The organism is Sphingobacterium corticibacterium (genome assembly GCF_004208525.1).
Classification (GTDB): Bacteria; Bacteroidota; Bacteroidia; order Sphingobacteriales; family Sphingobacteriaceae; genus Sphingobacterium; species Sphingobacterium corticibacterium.
The window spans coordinates 1,375,785-1,391,163 of sequence record NZ_SGIT01000002.1 but is presented as its reverse complement, the minus strand read 5'-3'; the positions used below and the strand labels follow the sequence as shown (position 1 = coordinate 1,391,163).

The window sequence follows — 15,379 nt, the reverse complement described above, 5'->3', positions numbered from 1 at the left end:
GGGTAGCTATGGGAGAAGTTTCCGAATTTCTTCGATACTGTTTACTTTTGCTTTGACAAAAAAGTAATGGATATGTATAGTTTCAAAAATGATTACGCAGAGGGTGCCCATCCCAATATTCTCCATAAGCTTATAGAAACCAATTTGGTACAGCAAATGGGCTATGGCGAAGACGGATATTCTGTAGAGGCAAAGGAAATACTTCGCCAGAAGATACAAAACCCCGATGCTGCCATTTATTTTGTTTCGGGGGGCACACAAACAAATCTAATCGTCATATCATTTATGTTACGGCCGCACGAAGCGGTTATTAGTGCCGAGACAGGACATATCTACGCCAATGAGGCGGGAGCAATCGAGGCTACCGGGCATCGGATAATCACCGTTGAAACGGAAGACGGCAAACTGAAACCTGTTGATATTGAAAACACATTACAAGCATATTCCCTTAAACCCCATGTGGTGAAACCCAAATTAGTGTACATATCCAATCCGACTGAAATAGGAACAATTTATACCAAATCGGAAATAGATAGCTTATCAATTTACTGCAAATCCAAAGACTTATATCTGTTTTTGGATGGTGCGAGATTAGGGCACGCATTGACAGCAAAGAACAATGATCTTACCTTATCCGATATTTCTTGCAATACAGATGTGTTTTATATCGGAGGGACGAAGAATGGCGCTTTATTAGGAGAGGCTATTATCTTCAATAGAGCCGATCTTGCCATAGATTTCGATTATCTGTTGAAACAGAAAGGAGCACTATTAGCCAAAGGACGTCTGTTAGGTATCCAATTTCTGGAACTGTTTAGAGATGATTTATACTTCTCGTTGGCAAAGCACGCCAATGAAATGGCGATGAAAATAGCCTGCGCAATAGAAGCACAAGGTTATTCTTTCCTTACACCACCTCATACCAATCAGATTTTCCCTATTCTTCCCAAAGCGGTTATTGACGAACTCATGCAACAATATGATTTTTACGAATGGAAAGCTGTTGATGAACAACGGTCTGTTGTTCGCATTATTACATCGTGGGCTACAAACGAAAATATGGTGGATGCGTTTATTGATTGTCTGAAAGGAAGAATAACGCTATAGAATGGATTAATGTGCTAAAACCTTTTCAAAAGCTTTTCTAGGGGCTCCTCGAAAAAAGACTTCTCCGCAATAAGTATAGCCCAGCTTTTCGAATATATTGAGCATGCCCAGATTGTCAAAGTTCGTGTCGGCTTTAACACTGTATATATTATGTTGTCGGGCGAAATCTTCGATATGCAGCAGCATTTTTTGCGCCAATCCCTTGCCTAAATAATTTTCGGAAATAGCCACTCGATGGTAAACAACGAAATCACCTTCCGTTAACCATTTTCCGATCAATTTGGCGTACTCCGGCTCGTCATTTATCAATATCGCACAATAACCCACGATGGTATCGCCATCTATTAATACGTAGCCGTTTCTCTTTTCTATATCTGCTTTGATCGCGGACGGATTCGGATAACCATCTTGCCATTGATTACTTCCATCTTCTTTTCTCCGTTGTATGGCGCGTGCTAAGATTTCCCAGATTTGGGACGCATCTACTTGTTGTGCCTGTCTAAAAGAATATTCCATTTTTTACAATTCGAATTTACGCTATTTATTACAAACAGATAACATGGTCTCTTTTAATAATCATTAAATTTAAAAACTGTACATAATTCAATGTATCGTTATCTGTCAATTGGCAGATTTGTCTTTGCATATGAATAATAAATAATATAATATAATATGGACAAAGTAACAATTAAAAACACTGATTTAGAAATAGCCCCTATCAATTTTGGGGGCAATGTCTTAGGTTGGACATTAGATGAACAAGCATCTTTTGATATATTGGATAAATTTATTGCTGCCGGTTTTAACTTTATCGATACTGCTGATACGTATGCCTGGTGGGTAAATGGAACCGGAGGGCAATCTGAGGAAATTATTGGTAAATGGCTGAAAAGTCGTGGCAATCGAAACCAGGTTGTGATTGCTACGAAAGTGGGCTCGGAAACAAAGGAACACGGGTTTGACATCAGCAAAAAACACATCTTAAAGTCGGCGGATGAGTCGTTGCGTCGACTAGGAGTGGACAGTATCGATTTATACTATACCCATTTTGATGACAAGGTGACACCGATAGAGGAAACGCTGTCTGCTTATGATACATTAATTAAAGCCGGCAAAGTCCGCTACATTGCGGCATCCAACCTTTCTCCAGGTCGACTTACCGAGAGTTTTGAGATTGCGGAGAAAAATGGTTTACCGAAATATGTCGCTTTGCAACCGCATTATAATCTGGTAGAGCGTACAACCTTTGAAGCCGATTATGCAACTTTGGTGGAACAATATAATCTGAGTGTTTTTCCATATTGGTCGTTGGCAGCAGGATTTCTAACAGGAAAATACAGAATGGAAGAGGACTTCAATAAAACAACCCGAGGTGGTAGCGTTAAAAAATATTTCGATGATAGAGGGAAAGCTGTTTTGAAAGCATTGGATACCGTTGGGGAGAAACATCGTGTAAAACAAGCTACCGTAGCACTAGCTTGGCTATTGGCAAATCCGCTGATTACAGCACCCATCGTAAGTGCAACTAGTGAGAGCCAACTGCAGACCCTGTTTGCTGCGCCTGAGCTGAAATTGGATGCCGAGGATTTGGCAATATTGGACGAGGCTAGTAAATAAAATTTAGCCCATAGCTTTTAAACTGTGGGCTAAATCTACCACCATGCTGCTATGGGCAACGCATAGTGAGCCGTATCCGGCTTATCCTGCCAAGGTGCTTGGTGGAAGTGCCAGCATTTTTCAATCTTGTAATGGCTTTTTGCAATGTCTTGTTCTCCCCATTGATAGCCCACCTTATATGCGTTGTCGCCATCAGTTATCGTACCAAATATGGTAGGATAGGAAGACCCTGAAACACCGTTGGTATATTGGATAGCCTTTTCCAGGGTCAGATTTGTTCCCGCTGGAAATATTTTAATCTCGTTGACGTCACCAATTTCTTTTTGTTCACGGATATATTCCCATCGAGGATGCAGACTGTCCAGTAAGACGTATGGATATTTACTATTCGGATTCATCTTTATTTTTTCTTCGAATACGACAGTTTCCTTATCGAGCGTGACGGTGTTTCCTACCCATTCCTTAAAAGGATCATATTTATCCAGGTTGGTAGATTTGGTTTTTATCGTAGCATACAGGAAAAAGGCAAATAGTCCGATGCAGCCGACAATGACCAACGTGATGATACCCATAATTTTCTTTGCTGTCATGGTGATTTATAAAATAATTACCATCTTTTATTTCTTATCCGTGATATATATCTCTGTCAATCCATCGTCTGATAAAAAACGTATGTTATAACCTGTTTGCTCTGTTAGTTTCACCGGTGGCATGCTTTCCGTTTCAAAATTTGTACTGTTAAGCTGTTCTTTTGGCTTATGTCCTTTGTTCATTTCGGTCGATTTTGCGATGTGATAAATGTCTCCTTCGACTTGGAGGACTTTAAACCAGCCAAAACGCCCTTCCATCCCTAGAGGATTTCCTTTTTCTTTATAGATCTCGTAACGGCCAAAATAGATGTCGCCTTCTACGGGCGCTTTTTCCATTGCCAGGTATTCTTCTGATTTTGGTAAAGGAGATTTCAGTTCATTATAAACAATCATGCCGAATACACCGGTCATGAGGAGGACAAATATCCATCCGATAATGGTGATCTTGAAGATATAGGGAGGCATGGGAGCTTCTAACGCTTTCTCCTTATAGAGCGCTTTCATTTCCGGTGTCCATAAGCGTTTTGGAATCTTTTTGTTTTCTACTTTATCCCAATATTCACCATAGGTTTTTTTTGTATTTACGATGTAAAGTGCTGTGCGTATTTTATTACGATAAATGCTCAATACCATAGCGTTTCCCAGAGCCTTAGGATTTTGCAGTTTATCTGTATGATGAGCGCTTTGTTCGATTTTATCAATGGCTATAAACATAATTTATTTTATTAAAAGGGGCGTATTGTTGTAGCAATGCTTGTAGTTCTGTATTAGATGCATTGGTCTCCGTTGTCGCAACATTGACTAATCCTTGGAGCTATCTAAAAACGGAAACTGGTTTTCAAATAATTTGCCGATTAGGGGTAAAGGCTTTCGGACTTCGTTTGCCGCATTAATGATACCGAATATCATCAAAATTAAGAACACGACGCTTATCAAACTAAGAGGAGTGCTTAATGTGGGTACAAGCATAATGATGATGTTTAACATTAAATTTACAAGAATAGCGACGACTAAAAGACCTAATCCTTGCCGGAGATGATAAGTACTTAGACTATCTCTTTTTTGCTTTCCGCCGAAGTAAGCAACTAACCATAAAATGCCTAGATAACTCAGAATGGATTGTGTTTTGGAACTCATAATAATAACCTTTAGAAATGTGAAGTGAAGTTCATTATAAAATATCAAAACCTATGCCTATAACGCTTAACAAAGCGTCTACGGGTATATTTTGCGTATATACAAAGCATCTACATTTTTTGTATGTTTCTGTTTTTCAATATGTTGTTTTTTTATTTCTGTTGGTGATCATTTCCAATACGTTATTTTTTATTAATCTTACGTTAATTATTAATGTATTTTTGTTTATCTCAATTATGTAGATATTATAGCTAGATAAGTAATGGATTTAAAGATTTGTTTGTTGGTTGCTATTTCCGTAGTATGTCATTCGATTGTCCGGGGACAGCATATTCTTACATCCACGCAGGAGGTCCTGGATAAGGTAGAACAGCTGCAACTACAAAATAGACCACAGGAAATACCGGTAATTTTAGAAGACGCTATACAGTCAACACAATCAGCGGATGATCTTGCTTATTTGTATGCGTATACAAGTAGCTATTACATTTCTCAGGACAGCCTTCTAATCGGTAAGAAGTTTTTGGATCTAAGTCTTGAAAATGCGGGTAAATCGAAAAAAGGTACATCCAAAGCTATTGCCTATAGAGCCAAAGCATTTTTTAACAATAGGTTGAATTTACCTGATTCCGTCATAAAAAACGCACTAACAGGATTGAAATATGTGGAAAGCAGCTCGGGTGATCCGGTCACGAAATGCGGTCTTAATTATTTGCTTTACGGTGCCTATAGCAAGTGGGATGATGGAGAAAAGATGGAAAAGTATATTCGAGCCAGTGCGAAATATGCGCTTGAGGCTGAAAATGTAAATCTTCAGGCAAATGCTGCCAATGGCATTTCCAGTATGTATCAAGCACGTTATCGGAAAACACCAGAAAGAAATCTCATAGATAGTTCCTTTATTTACTTAAACAAGTCGTTTGCGCTTCACCAAAAGAATCCTGACAAAGTAAGTGGAAATACCTTCGCGATCACGTGCATTAACCTAGCCAATTATTATCTGGAGTTTTCTACCGAAGAAGAAGAAGTAAAAAAACAAAAGGCATTTGAATATTTAGATTATGCGGAGCATAAATTGGAAAAGAAGGAAGCGCTGGACGATATGCTGGTCAATATACTCGGCATCAAAAGTAGTTTTGCGCAGAAGGATGGGGATTTGAAGGTGGCTGAGCAGTACCTATTAAAAGGTCTGGGCCTGTTGAGAAGTGATAATAGAAATCATTACAAACTGGAATATGCTGTAAATAAGGATCTAAAAGAGATCGCATTAAAGAACAACGATGTAAGAAAAGCATTGACATACCAACAAAGGGCAGAGGATCTGCTAAAGAAGTCTTTTGACGAACAGCAACTTTTCAATGCCCAGAAATTAGAAGTCCAATACGAAACCGAAAAAAAAGATCAGCAGTTGAAACTATTGAGTGAAAGAGAGGCATTCCGTAAGAAACAGAATTATCTTTATGGAGGCATTGCGGTAACCCTATTGTTCGGTCTTATCTTTATGTTCGCATCCTATCACTTCAAACTAAAGTATGCTATTGAAAGGGAGAAGAAACTCGCTAAAGAAAAGGAAGATGCGGAACATCAGGCGGCGTTGGAATTAAAAATCGAAAGAGAAGAACAGGCTAGACTAAAGGCAGAGCAGGAACTGTCCGATTTAAAACGTCAGCAATTGGAGAAGGAGGCATTGGCAAATTCCCTGATCATAGATCATAAAAATGAAATGCTCAAGCAAATTCAAGGTAAGATCCAAGACGGTGGTGAGCCTGGAGATATTCAGAAATTGCTGAAAGAAGAAATGTTGTTGCGAGCAGATTTTGAGGATGTTAAAATGCAAATACAGCAGCTCCATCCAACTTTTTTCAACCAATTAACGGAAAAGGCCGTCCAAAAACTGACATCGCTCGATTTAAAATATTGTGCTTATATATATCTGCAAATGACTACAAAGCAAATCGCACAGGCATTGCATGTGGAACCGCAAAGTGTAAGAATGTTTAAATATCGACTAAAACAAAAATTTGAGTTGGGTAAGGATGTTGATTTGGAAAAGTTTTTGATTGATTTAACAGCGTCCATATAGCTTCTTTGCGCCGAACTATACTAACCTTTTCCTATACTCCGTTGGTGTGATTCCTTTAAATTTCTTAAAATGCCGATAGAAATTGGAAGTATTTTCAAAACCACTTTCTACAGCAATATGTTGCATTGTCAGATCGGAATCTATAATAAGCCTACAAGCGTGATTCAAGCGAACCTCGGTTAGAAAATCAAAATAGGACTTGTTCGTAATCATCTTGAAGTAGCGACAGAAGGATGTGCTGCTTAAATTGCATAATATGGCCACATCTTCTATGGATATCTTTTCCCTAAAATTAGTTAACGTATGAGAGAATACCTTATCCATGCGGCTTTCATCAATCTTGTTCAGCTTGTTATAGGCAAAGCTCCTGGATAATGTTTCGTATTCGTCACTGGTAGCGAGTACACGGAATATCGCAAAAAGATAAATCAGTTTTTCCAGACCATTGGTATGCTGCATAGCCGCCATTAATTCCTTGATTCGCTCTTTTGTGTCTCCGTGAATGATCAGTCCATTTTTCGATAATTGCAATAATTTTAATATTTCCTGTGTCTCCGAAACGGTCAAAAACTCTTTGCCTAAGCATTCCGGATGAAAATGTAATACGAGTGCTTCCACATGGTTTTCTCCTTGTTTTATTTCGTTGCATTTCCAAGTGTGTGGAAGATTAGAACCGAGTAAAACCATATCGTCTTCGCCAAAATGGTCAATATGGTCACCAATAAATCGCACACCTTCTCCTTTGATAAGATAATGTAATTCTATTTCGGGATGGTAATGCCATATCGTGCCGAAATGGGGTAATATATCATGCCTTATACTGAAGGCATTGTTGAATGCTTTTGGAACCTGGTGAAACTTCGCTTTCATCTGTATTTATAAATGGTGTCATCTAATTTAGCTAAAGTATACTTTTCCTGCAAAAATGTGATAAAATGTTGGATACTTTGGGAAAGTTATGCCATGAAATCGCTGATTTTCCGATGCATCTTTGTAATACCAAATATAAATCACATGACGACAACAAATAATAATCAAGCTTATTTAGTGTGTAGCGGAGACTTAAGACCTTCAGCGAATATCAAATGTTGGCCGATGCAACAGCAAATGGAAGAAAAACTCCATATCGCTTTGCAAAAGCTAGGCTGGACGATCAAACGGGCGCATACATACGATGAAGAAAAAGGACATGGTTTTATTGACTATCAGCATGTGGGCATCAAAATCTTTAGAGAAATTGATAAAAAAGCCCCGCTTATTGTCGCTGAAAGTGTATGGCAGTATAGCCATCATGTTTTAGCGGGACTGATTGCCCATGAAGGACCGATCCTGATTGTTGCCAATTGGGATGGTACCTATCCTGGATTGGTAGGTGCGTTGAATCTGACAGGCTCGCTTACGAAAGCCAATGTACAATATAGTTTTCTCTGGAGTAAGGATTTCACGGACGATTTTTTTATCAACAAACTTCAGGACTGGTTGAACACAGGCACGGTGATTCATGATTATACGCATGTACAGGCTTTTGAGACGACATCGATGACGGCAGCAGACCGTGAATTAGCGGAGGGGTTCGCCGCAAAATTACAACATGACCAGGTGGTTATGGGCGTCTTTGACGAAGGTTGTATGGGGATGTTTAATGCTATTGTACCCGATGCACTGATTCACCAATTGAGTATTTTCAAGGAAAGACTCAGCCAGTCGACCTTATACGCGAAGATGTTGACCGTCTCGGATGAAGAGGCACACGCTGTTTTGGACTGGCTGTTGAAAAAAGGAATGAAATTCGATTGGGGGGCAGACCCTGTTAACGAACTGACCAAAGAACAGACATTGGAGCAGTGCAAAATGTATATTGCAGCACTTCGTCTAGCGGATGAATTTGGATGTGATACGATTGGTATACAATACCAACAAGGGTTAAAAGATTTAGTGGCGGCGAGTGATTTGGTGGAAGGCCTGTTAAACAATACAGAACGACCTCCTGTTTATGATGAAAAAGGCAAAGAATTATATCCGGGCGAAGCTTTACCACATTTCAATGAAGTAGACGAATGTGCGGGTATCGACGGGTATATCACCTATCACCTTTGGAGACAGTTAGGATTGAACGGCGATAATACGTTGCATGACTTGCGTTATGGCGAAAACTTCGTTGTGGATGGAAAAGAGGAATTTGTTTGGGTGTTCTTGATCTCCGGGGCGGTACCCGCGTCCCACTTTGCTAATGGGTATGCCGGCGCAAGTAGCATGCGTCAACCACCTATGTTCTTTAAAAAAGGAGGAGGAACGCTTCGTGGCGTCAGTCGTCCGGGCAGCATCGTGTGGAGCAGAATATATATCGAACAAGACGAATTGTGGTGTGATATCGGTACAGGGCGGGCCGTGGAGCTACCGAAAGAGGAAACAGAAAGACGGTGGGCACTCACTGATCCACAATGGCCGATTATGCACGGTGTGCTGGATGGCGTAAGTAGAGACCAGATGATGGCCAAGCACAAAGCTAACCATATACAGGTGGCTTATGTAGATGGTGATTTTGAGGTGAGAAGAGCGGCAGAAATTAAAGCGGCAGCATTACAAGCACTAGGAATTAAAGTGAATTTTTGCGGTATATAGTTTTTCTTTTTTGACCGCAAAAAAGAAAGAAAAACTCGTCGCTTCGGATGATTTACATTTGAGGTAGTGCTAAGGATGAGTTTCTACAAGTGTAAAATATCCGGATACGACATTAAAAGTTAAGGAGGGATAGTGCAGTTCGTAAATAAAAGATTAGACGATGAATAATAATTTGGTTATAGGAATGGACTTTGGGACTGATTCCGCGAGAGGAATACTGGTAAACCCACATACTGGAGAAATTCTCTCCAAGTCTGTTTCTTATTACAAACGGTGGGAGCAAGGTTTGTATTGTGACCCTGCAAAAGACCAATACCGTCAACATCCCTTGGATTATATAGAAGCTATCGACGAGGTTTTTGCAGCGCTTTTGGCAAATCTTACCGAGGATGATCGTAAGCACATTGTCGCCATCGGTACCAATACCACAGGTTCCACACCGGTAGCCGTAGATAAAAGCGGTAAACCCTTGTCCTTACTGGAAGAATTTCAAGATAATCCACACGCGATGTTTATCCTATGGAAAGACCATACTGCGGTGAGGGAAGCGGAGGAAATCAATGCGTTGGCAAAGAAATGGCCCGTTGACTTTACGGCATACAGTGGAGGAATCTATTCTTCCGAATGGTTTTGGTCAAAAATATTGTACACCAATCGTCATGATAAGCGCGTGCTTGAAGGTGCGTACAGCTGGATGGAACAGTCTGATTGGATTCCAGCCTATTTAGCGGGGACGGACAACTTGGAGGATGTTAAACGAAACCGCTGTGCTGCGGGTCACAAAGCCATGTGGGCAGAAGAGCATGGCGGACTTCCGTCTGCTGAATTTCTGTGCTCTTTAGATCCTACTTTTTATCATCTGGTGAACAAGATGTATCGAGAGACGTTTACCTCTGATGAGGTGTTCGGGAGCATTTCTCCGTATTTTGTGAACAAGTTTGGATTTTCCGAGGATACCTTAATTGCCGTGGGAGGAATTGATGCACACCATGGTGCGGTGGGTGCCGGAATTAAGCCTGCCACGTTTGTCAAGATAATCGGCACTTCTACATGCGATATGTATACCTTGCCCAAACAAGCAGATATTCCATTCATACAGGGAATCTGTGGTCAAGTGGATGGTTCCATCGTACCTGGTACGGTAGGTTTTGAAGCAGGGCAGTCTGCTTTTGGGGATATATACCAGTGGTTCAAAAAGTTACTATTGGAACCAACGGTATCCGTTTTAGCGGATACACTGTCAAGAGAACAAAACAACCTTTTGAACGAAAAACTGTTGATTTACCTTTCGCAGGCTGCGGCGCAATTACGGTTAACCGAAGACGATCTGTTATTTACAGATTATCATAACGGCCGACGTACTCCTGACGCGGACTTTACGGTACTAGCTTCTGCCCATGGGTTTAACTTATCTACAACCGCAGGCCATATCTTCAGAGCATTAGTTGAAGCTACGGCTTTCGGTTCCAAAGCTATTCTGGGCCGTTTCAAGGAGAGTAAAGCGCCCATTCAACGGGTTTTGGCAACGGGAGGAGTGGCGACTAAATCTCCATACGTTATGCAAGTACTGGCGAATGTATTGGATACACCGATAGACATGGTTGACAATGACCAAACATGTGCATTGGGAGCTGTTATTTTTGCTGCGGTAGCCGCGGGGATCTATCCGCATGTCGTTGAGGCACAGCAACAACTAGCTGCAGATGTTGCATCCACCTTTTCGCCTATACCAGAACAAGTGGAGATTTACGAACAGCGATACCGAAAATATCAAGTCTTAGCCAAAACCAATCTATTCGTATCATGAAAAACCTACCCTTATTTGATTTAGGCATTATTCTGATCTATTTGGTTGGAATGGTTTTGGTCGGCGTCTATTTTTCCCGACGCAATACATCGGCCGATGAATTTACCAGAGCTGCCGGTCGTATCCCCGGATGGGCGATTGGTATCTCTATCTATGCTACTTTTTTGAGTTCCAATACCTTTTTGGGGGTTCCAGGCAAGGCTTACGGAGGCAATTGGAATGCCTTTGTATTCAGTCTCTCTATGCCGCTCGCTGCCTGGTTGGCGACAAAGTATTTTGTTCCTTTTTACAGGAGTACGGGAGAAGTATCGGCTTATACCAATTTGGAAAAGCGATTCGGTACTTGGGCGAGAACGTACGCCGTTGTATGTTTTTTATTGACGCAATTGGCTCGGATAGGTTCGATTTTTTTCGGAATTTCCTTGACTTTGCAGGCGTTAACTGGATTCGGCCTGGTGACGATCATGGTCGTGACCGGTATCTGTATCGTCATATATACGGTGATGGGGGGAATAGAGGCCGTAATATGGACCGAGGTCGTACAGGGGGTCCTAAAGACCTTAGGTGCCATCATCATCATCTTTTTGGTCGTCCGTGAAATACCGGGCGGTGTGTCGGAAATCGTTTCCGTAGCGACGAAGAATGATAAACTCAGTTTGGGAACTTTCGAGCTTGATTTTGTTTCTTCCAGTTTCTGGGTGGTACTTCTGTATGGTTTTTTTATAAACCTGAATAATTTTGGGATGGATCAAAATTATGTGCAACGTTACCATACGGCCACCTCACCGCAGGAGGCCAATAAATCGGTATGGCTTTGCGTATGGATTTATGTACCCGTCTCTTTATTGTTCTTCATTATCGGAACCTGTCTTTTTGTGTATTACCAACAACATCCAGAGTTGATCGAGGGTTTGAAATTGCAGGCTGCGGCGGAGCGTCTTGGCATGCCGGAAACGAATGCACAAGTGGTGGCGTTAGCACAACAAATGACAACGGAAGATTATGGTGACAAAGTGATGCCCCATTTCATGGTCAATATGATTCCGACAGGCCTGTTGGGACTGATTGTTTCCGCCATCCTATCTGCTGCGATGAGCACGATCAGTTCCGGGATGAATGCTTCTGCTACCGTATTTACCGAGGATATATACAAACGGTATATCAACCAGCAGAGTACAGAACGTAAGAGCCTAAAAGTGTTGTATACGGCAACGGTATTGGTCGGTGTGCTAGGGATGTGTTGCGGGATTGCGATGATCGGGGTGAAGAGTTTGCTCGATATATGGTGGACATTGTCTGGTATTTTTGCCGGAGGTATGTTAGGACTTTTCTTACTAGGTATCATCTCCAAAAAAGCAACAAACCGGGCCGCTATCATGGGCGTAACTGTAGGGGTGCTGGTCATTCTCTGGATGTCCTTGTCTTACTTACTGCCTGCCGATCTGGCTTACCTTAAATATCCGCTGCACGCAAATATGATCATCGTTATCGGAACGTTGACCATCTGTTTGGTCGGTATGTTGGTGACAAAATTGAACGGAAACAAAAATAAATAGGGACAATCCTTTGCGGTTGCCCATGAATGATAAATTAAAAAGAAAAAATGAATAACAGCAAAAAATTCGTACCGGTGATGTTGATGCCGTTTAAAGAAGATTTATCTATTGATTATGGTGCGTTGGGTCAGTTGGTTGACTTTTATCTGGAGAGTGGGGCAGGGGGCCTGTTTGCGAACTGTCTGTCTAGCGAAATGTACCAACTATCGGTAGCAGAGATGGTGGATTCCGTGGGTTATATTGTGCAGCGTGTCAATGGACGTATTCCTATCGTGGCAACGGGTTCTTTTGGCGAAACCATTGTGGAACAGGCAGAGAATGTGAAGAAAATATATGAAACGGGTGTTTCTGCGATTATTTTGATATCTGGTCTATTGGCGAAGGAGGAGGACTCCGAAGAGATATTTAGCAAGAATGTTCATCAATTACTTGACTTAACTGGAGACATTCCGGTCGGATTTTACGAATGCCCTGTACCTTATAAGCGTATTATATCGCCTGAATTGTTAGGGGAATTGGTCAGCACAGGACGTGTAAAATACCATAAGGATACCTGTCTGGATATCTTCAATGTGCGTCAGAAAATCGCTAATACCCAAAGGGACCCTGCTTTTGGACTATACGATGCCTATATGGTGCATGCTGTGGAGTCGCTAAAAGCTGGATCTGCAGGCTTATCTTGTATTCAAGGGAACTATTTTCCGGAGCTTGTGGTATGGCTATGCGACAACTACGCGAACACGGAAAGACAAGCAGAGGTAGGCAAAGTACAAGAATTTTTCGCAACGAATATGGATGTCATGCATGACACCTATCCGGCTAGCGCAAAATATATCTTGGGACAACGGGGGCTGGATATAGGATTGTCTTGTAGAAACGGAAGTGTACTGCCGAATGAGGACACAAAGAAACAATTGGATTTGTTGCGGGAGGATTTTGCGAATTTAGCCAAGGAGATAGATTTGGTGAGCGTGAAGTAGATTAACACCTCAAATATAGGAAGGGGTTTATCCTAAAAGGGGGGCTGTTTGCGCCAACTTTATGGCCAGGTCCGGATATTTATGTCGCAAATAGCCCCCCCTATCTGATTTTTAAGTAAAAAGTGGGGTTTAAAGGCTTATAAATGTCTGTTTTTCGGTAAGTATTCACTAACCAAAGTGTCGTACTTCTGAGTCAAAAGGCATTACCTTTACGTCAAAAGCAATTACTTTTCGACTATTTGTATGTCAATATGGGGCATTTGTTATAACAATTGCGGTAAACGGATGTACGTTTGAAACAGAAGCAATTACTTTTCGATCATCTGTATGGCAAGATGGGACATTTGCTATTTAAAATAATTGCTTCACTCGCATGCTCTCTTGGTATTCCAGCGGACTTTCAACCGAGTAGGACGTCGCATTATTAGTTAATATTATTTATAAATCTAAAAAGTACTTGTTATGATAGGTATTTATAGTTGGCAGCTCATTGTAGCTATCCTTTTCCCTATCTTGTTTAGAAAGCTGTATGAATATTAAGAATAAATCAATCGAAGAGGAAACCGTTGTAAATATTACCACTTCGCCTAAAGGTCACACGCTACATCACAATGGTGTCTTTTCCGAAGATGGACAATGGATTGTATTTGATGGAAGAAACGACGATACGAAAATCGGAGAAACGGCTACCATCGGTATGGTACATGTACAGACTGGCGAAGAGCGGACACTCTATCAAACCACGAATCAAACGATTTATGGGCCAGGTGTGGGAGCAGTATCCTTTAGTCCGGTAGAAGACCAAGTGATATTCATTCATGGTCTGCCCGATGCAAATGCAGATCGTCCTTACGCGATATCCCGTCGTACGGGAATGTTGGTAAATATCCATCGCGAAGGATATGCTTTTCCGGCAGATGCCCGAGATGTGTCGGCACCCCATGTGCCAGGGAGTCTTCGGGGCGGAACACATTCGCATTGCTGGAGTCCGGACGGTACGATGCTTAGTTTTACCTATAACGATGAGCTGGTAGAGCCCGATCTGAGAGTAGTCGGTGTGATGCTAAAATCAGAAACAGATATCGTTGTCGATGAAAGATCTGGAAATTCAGATGGTCGATACTATGCAGCCATTGTATCTGATGTCGTGGCAAATCCCACCTTTGGCTCTGACGAAATCAATAAAGCTTTTGATGAATGCTGGCTTTCTCCCATGATCGACGGAACAACCAATCGTTTTTCCATCGCCTTTCAAGGTAACACCATAAGCAAAAATGGACAACTGATAACGGAGATCTTCGTAGTAGAAATAGACAAAGAAAAAATTTTGGTAGACAAAGATGCGGTGGGTAAAGAGGGTGAGCGCCCAAAAGTGCCCCACGGCATACGACAAAGACGTCTAACCCGCGGCGCAAACTTATCGGACTTCAGACATTGGCTGCGTTCAAGTCACGATGGGAAATATATCTATGCCTTGGCAAAGGATGAGCAAGGTAATAACCAGATAGTAAGATGTGATGTAAACAGTGGAGAACTATTTTTTGTGACAGATAACCCATTTTCCATATCTTCTCCTTTTAACCTGTGTAAAGAAAGTAACAAGATTACGTTTGTTGCAGAAAATAATGTGTTTGTTCATCACATAGATAGGAATGAAAGTATCCAGCTTACACAAAACGATTTGAAAGCTCTACGAGTGGTCGGGGCACCTTCCTTTTCGCCAGATGGGAGATTCGTGGTGTACAACCAATATGAGCAGATCGGAGGAGAAGAACATTTGCAGATAAAGCGAGCGATTATTGCCGATAACACTTCTTTTTAATGAGGTGAACTTTCTCTGTATAATTCCTTATCTTGACCTATCAAAAAATTACATCAAT

13 protein-coding genes are annotated in these 15,379 nt (G+C 41.4%); 8 read left to right on the top strand and 5 right to left on the bottom strand.

Annotation, left to right across the window (positions count from 1 at the left end):
• Positions 1-72 precede the first annotated feature (72 nt).
• On the top strand, positions 73-1,107 hold the full coding sequence (locus tag EWE74_RS13960; RefSeq protein WP_130142128.1) for a threonine aldolase family protein: 1,035 nt from the start codon (positions 73-75) through the stop codon (positions 1,105-1,107).
• A 6-nt stretch (positions 1,108-1,113) separates the two neighbouring features.
• Here EWE74_RS13960 and EWE74_RS13955 read toward each other — a convergent pair whose 3' ends face one another.
• Positions 1,114-1,623 carry a GNAT family N-acetyltransferase gene (locus EWE74_RS13955; RefSeq protein ID WP_130142127.1) on the bottom strand — a complete coding sequence of 170 codons (510 nt, stop codon included), beginning with the start codon at positions 1,621-1,623 and terminating at the stop codon, positions 1,114-1,116.
• Between the two features lie 156 nt (positions 1,624-1,779).
• On the opposite strand from EWE74_RS13955, the gene EWE74_RS13950 reads away from it, so the two are divergent.
• The gene (locus EWE74_RS13950) at positions 1,780-2,724 is read left to right on the top strand and encodes an aldo/keto reductase (protein ID WP_130142126.1); all 945 of its coding nucleotides are present in this window, start codon (positions 1,780-1,782) and stop codon (positions 2,722-2,724) included.
• 35 nt (positions 2,725-2,759) lie between these two features.
• Here the strand turns inward: EWE74_RS13950 and EWE74_RS13945 are convergent, their stop codons facing one another.
• The 3 genes from EWE74_RS13945 to EWE74_RS13935 all read right to left on the bottom strand — a co-directional run bounded on the left by EWE74_RS13945 (position 2,760) and on the right by EWE74_RS13935 (position 4,451).
• Positions 2,760-3,314, bottom strand: a complete 555-nt coding sequence (locus EWE74_RS13945) for a hypothetical protein (protein ID WP_130142125.1) — start codon at positions 3,312-3,314, stop codon at positions 2,760-2,762.
• A 27-nt stretch (positions 3,315-3,341) separates the two neighbouring features.
• Complete coding sequence (locus EWE74_RS13940) at positions 3,342-4,028, bottom strand: hypothetical protein (RefSeq protein WP_130142124.1); 687 nt, start codon at positions 4,026-4,028, stop codon at positions 3,342-3,344.
• A gap of 87 nt (positions 4,029-4,115) precedes the next feature.
• Positions 4,116-4,451, bottom strand: coding sequence for a DUF4870 domain-containing protein (locus tag EWE74_RS13935; RefSeq protein WP_130142123.1), 336 nt, complete (start codon positions 4,449-4,451; stop codon positions 4,116-4,118).
• Positions 4,452-4,713: 262 nt separating this feature from the next.
• Between EWE74_RS13935 and EWE74_RS13930 the strand changes: the two genes are divergently transcribed.
• Positions 4,714-6,534 (top strand): hypothetical protein, encoded by a 1,821-nt coding sequence (locus EWE74_RS13930; RefSeq protein WP_130142122.1) that lies wholly within the window; start codon positions 4,714-4,716, stop codon positions 6,532-6,534.
• A 15-nt stretch (positions 6,535-6,549) separates the two neighbouring features.
• Here the strand turns inward: EWE74_RS13930 and EWE74_RS13925 are convergent, their stop codons facing one another.
• Complete coding sequence (locus EWE74_RS13925; RefSeq protein WP_130142121.1) at positions 6,550-7,404, bottom strand: AraC family transcriptional regulator; 855 nt, start codon at positions 7,402-7,404, stop codon at positions 6,550-6,552.
• Positions 7,405-7,548: 144 nt separating this feature from the next.
• On the opposite strand from EWE74_RS13925, the gene EWE74_RS13920 reads away from it, so the two are divergent.
• From EWE74_RS13920 to EWE74_RS13900, 5 genes are all read left to right on the top strand, one after another.
• Positions 7,549-9,156 (top strand): fucose isomerase, encoded by a 1,608-nt coding sequence (locus EWE74_RS13920; protein ID WP_165384720.1) that lies wholly within the window; start codon positions 7,549-7,551, stop codon positions 9,154-9,156.
• A gap of 160 nt (positions 9,157-9,316) precedes the next feature.
• On the top strand, positions 9,317-10,963 hold the full coding sequence (locus EWE74_RS13915) for a ribulokinase (protein WP_130142120.1): 1,647 nt from the start codon (positions 9,317-9,319) through the stop codon (positions 10,961-10,963).
• On the top strand, positions 10,960-12,519 hold the full coding sequence (locus EWE74_RS13910; RefSeq protein WP_130142119.1) for a sodium:solute symporter: 1,560 nt from the start codon (positions 10,960-10,962) through the stop codon (positions 12,517-12,519). The genes EWE74_RS13915 and EWE74_RS13910 overlap by 4 nt, the downstream gene beginning before the upstream one ends.
• 47 nt (positions 12,520-12,566) lie before the next feature.
• Positions 12,567-13,499, top strand: coding sequence for a dihydrodipicolinate synthase family protein (locus EWE74_RS13905; RefSeq protein ID WP_130142118.1), 933 nt, complete (start codon positions 12,567-12,569; stop codon positions 13,497-13,499).
• A 529-nt stretch (positions 13,500-14,028) separates the two neighbouring features.
• Entirely contained in the window at positions 14,029-15,321 is a 1,293-nt protein-coding gene (locus tag EWE74_RS13900) for a DUF3748 domain-containing protein (protein WP_130142117.1), read from the top strand.
• Positions 15,322-15,379 lie beyond the last annotated feature (58 nt).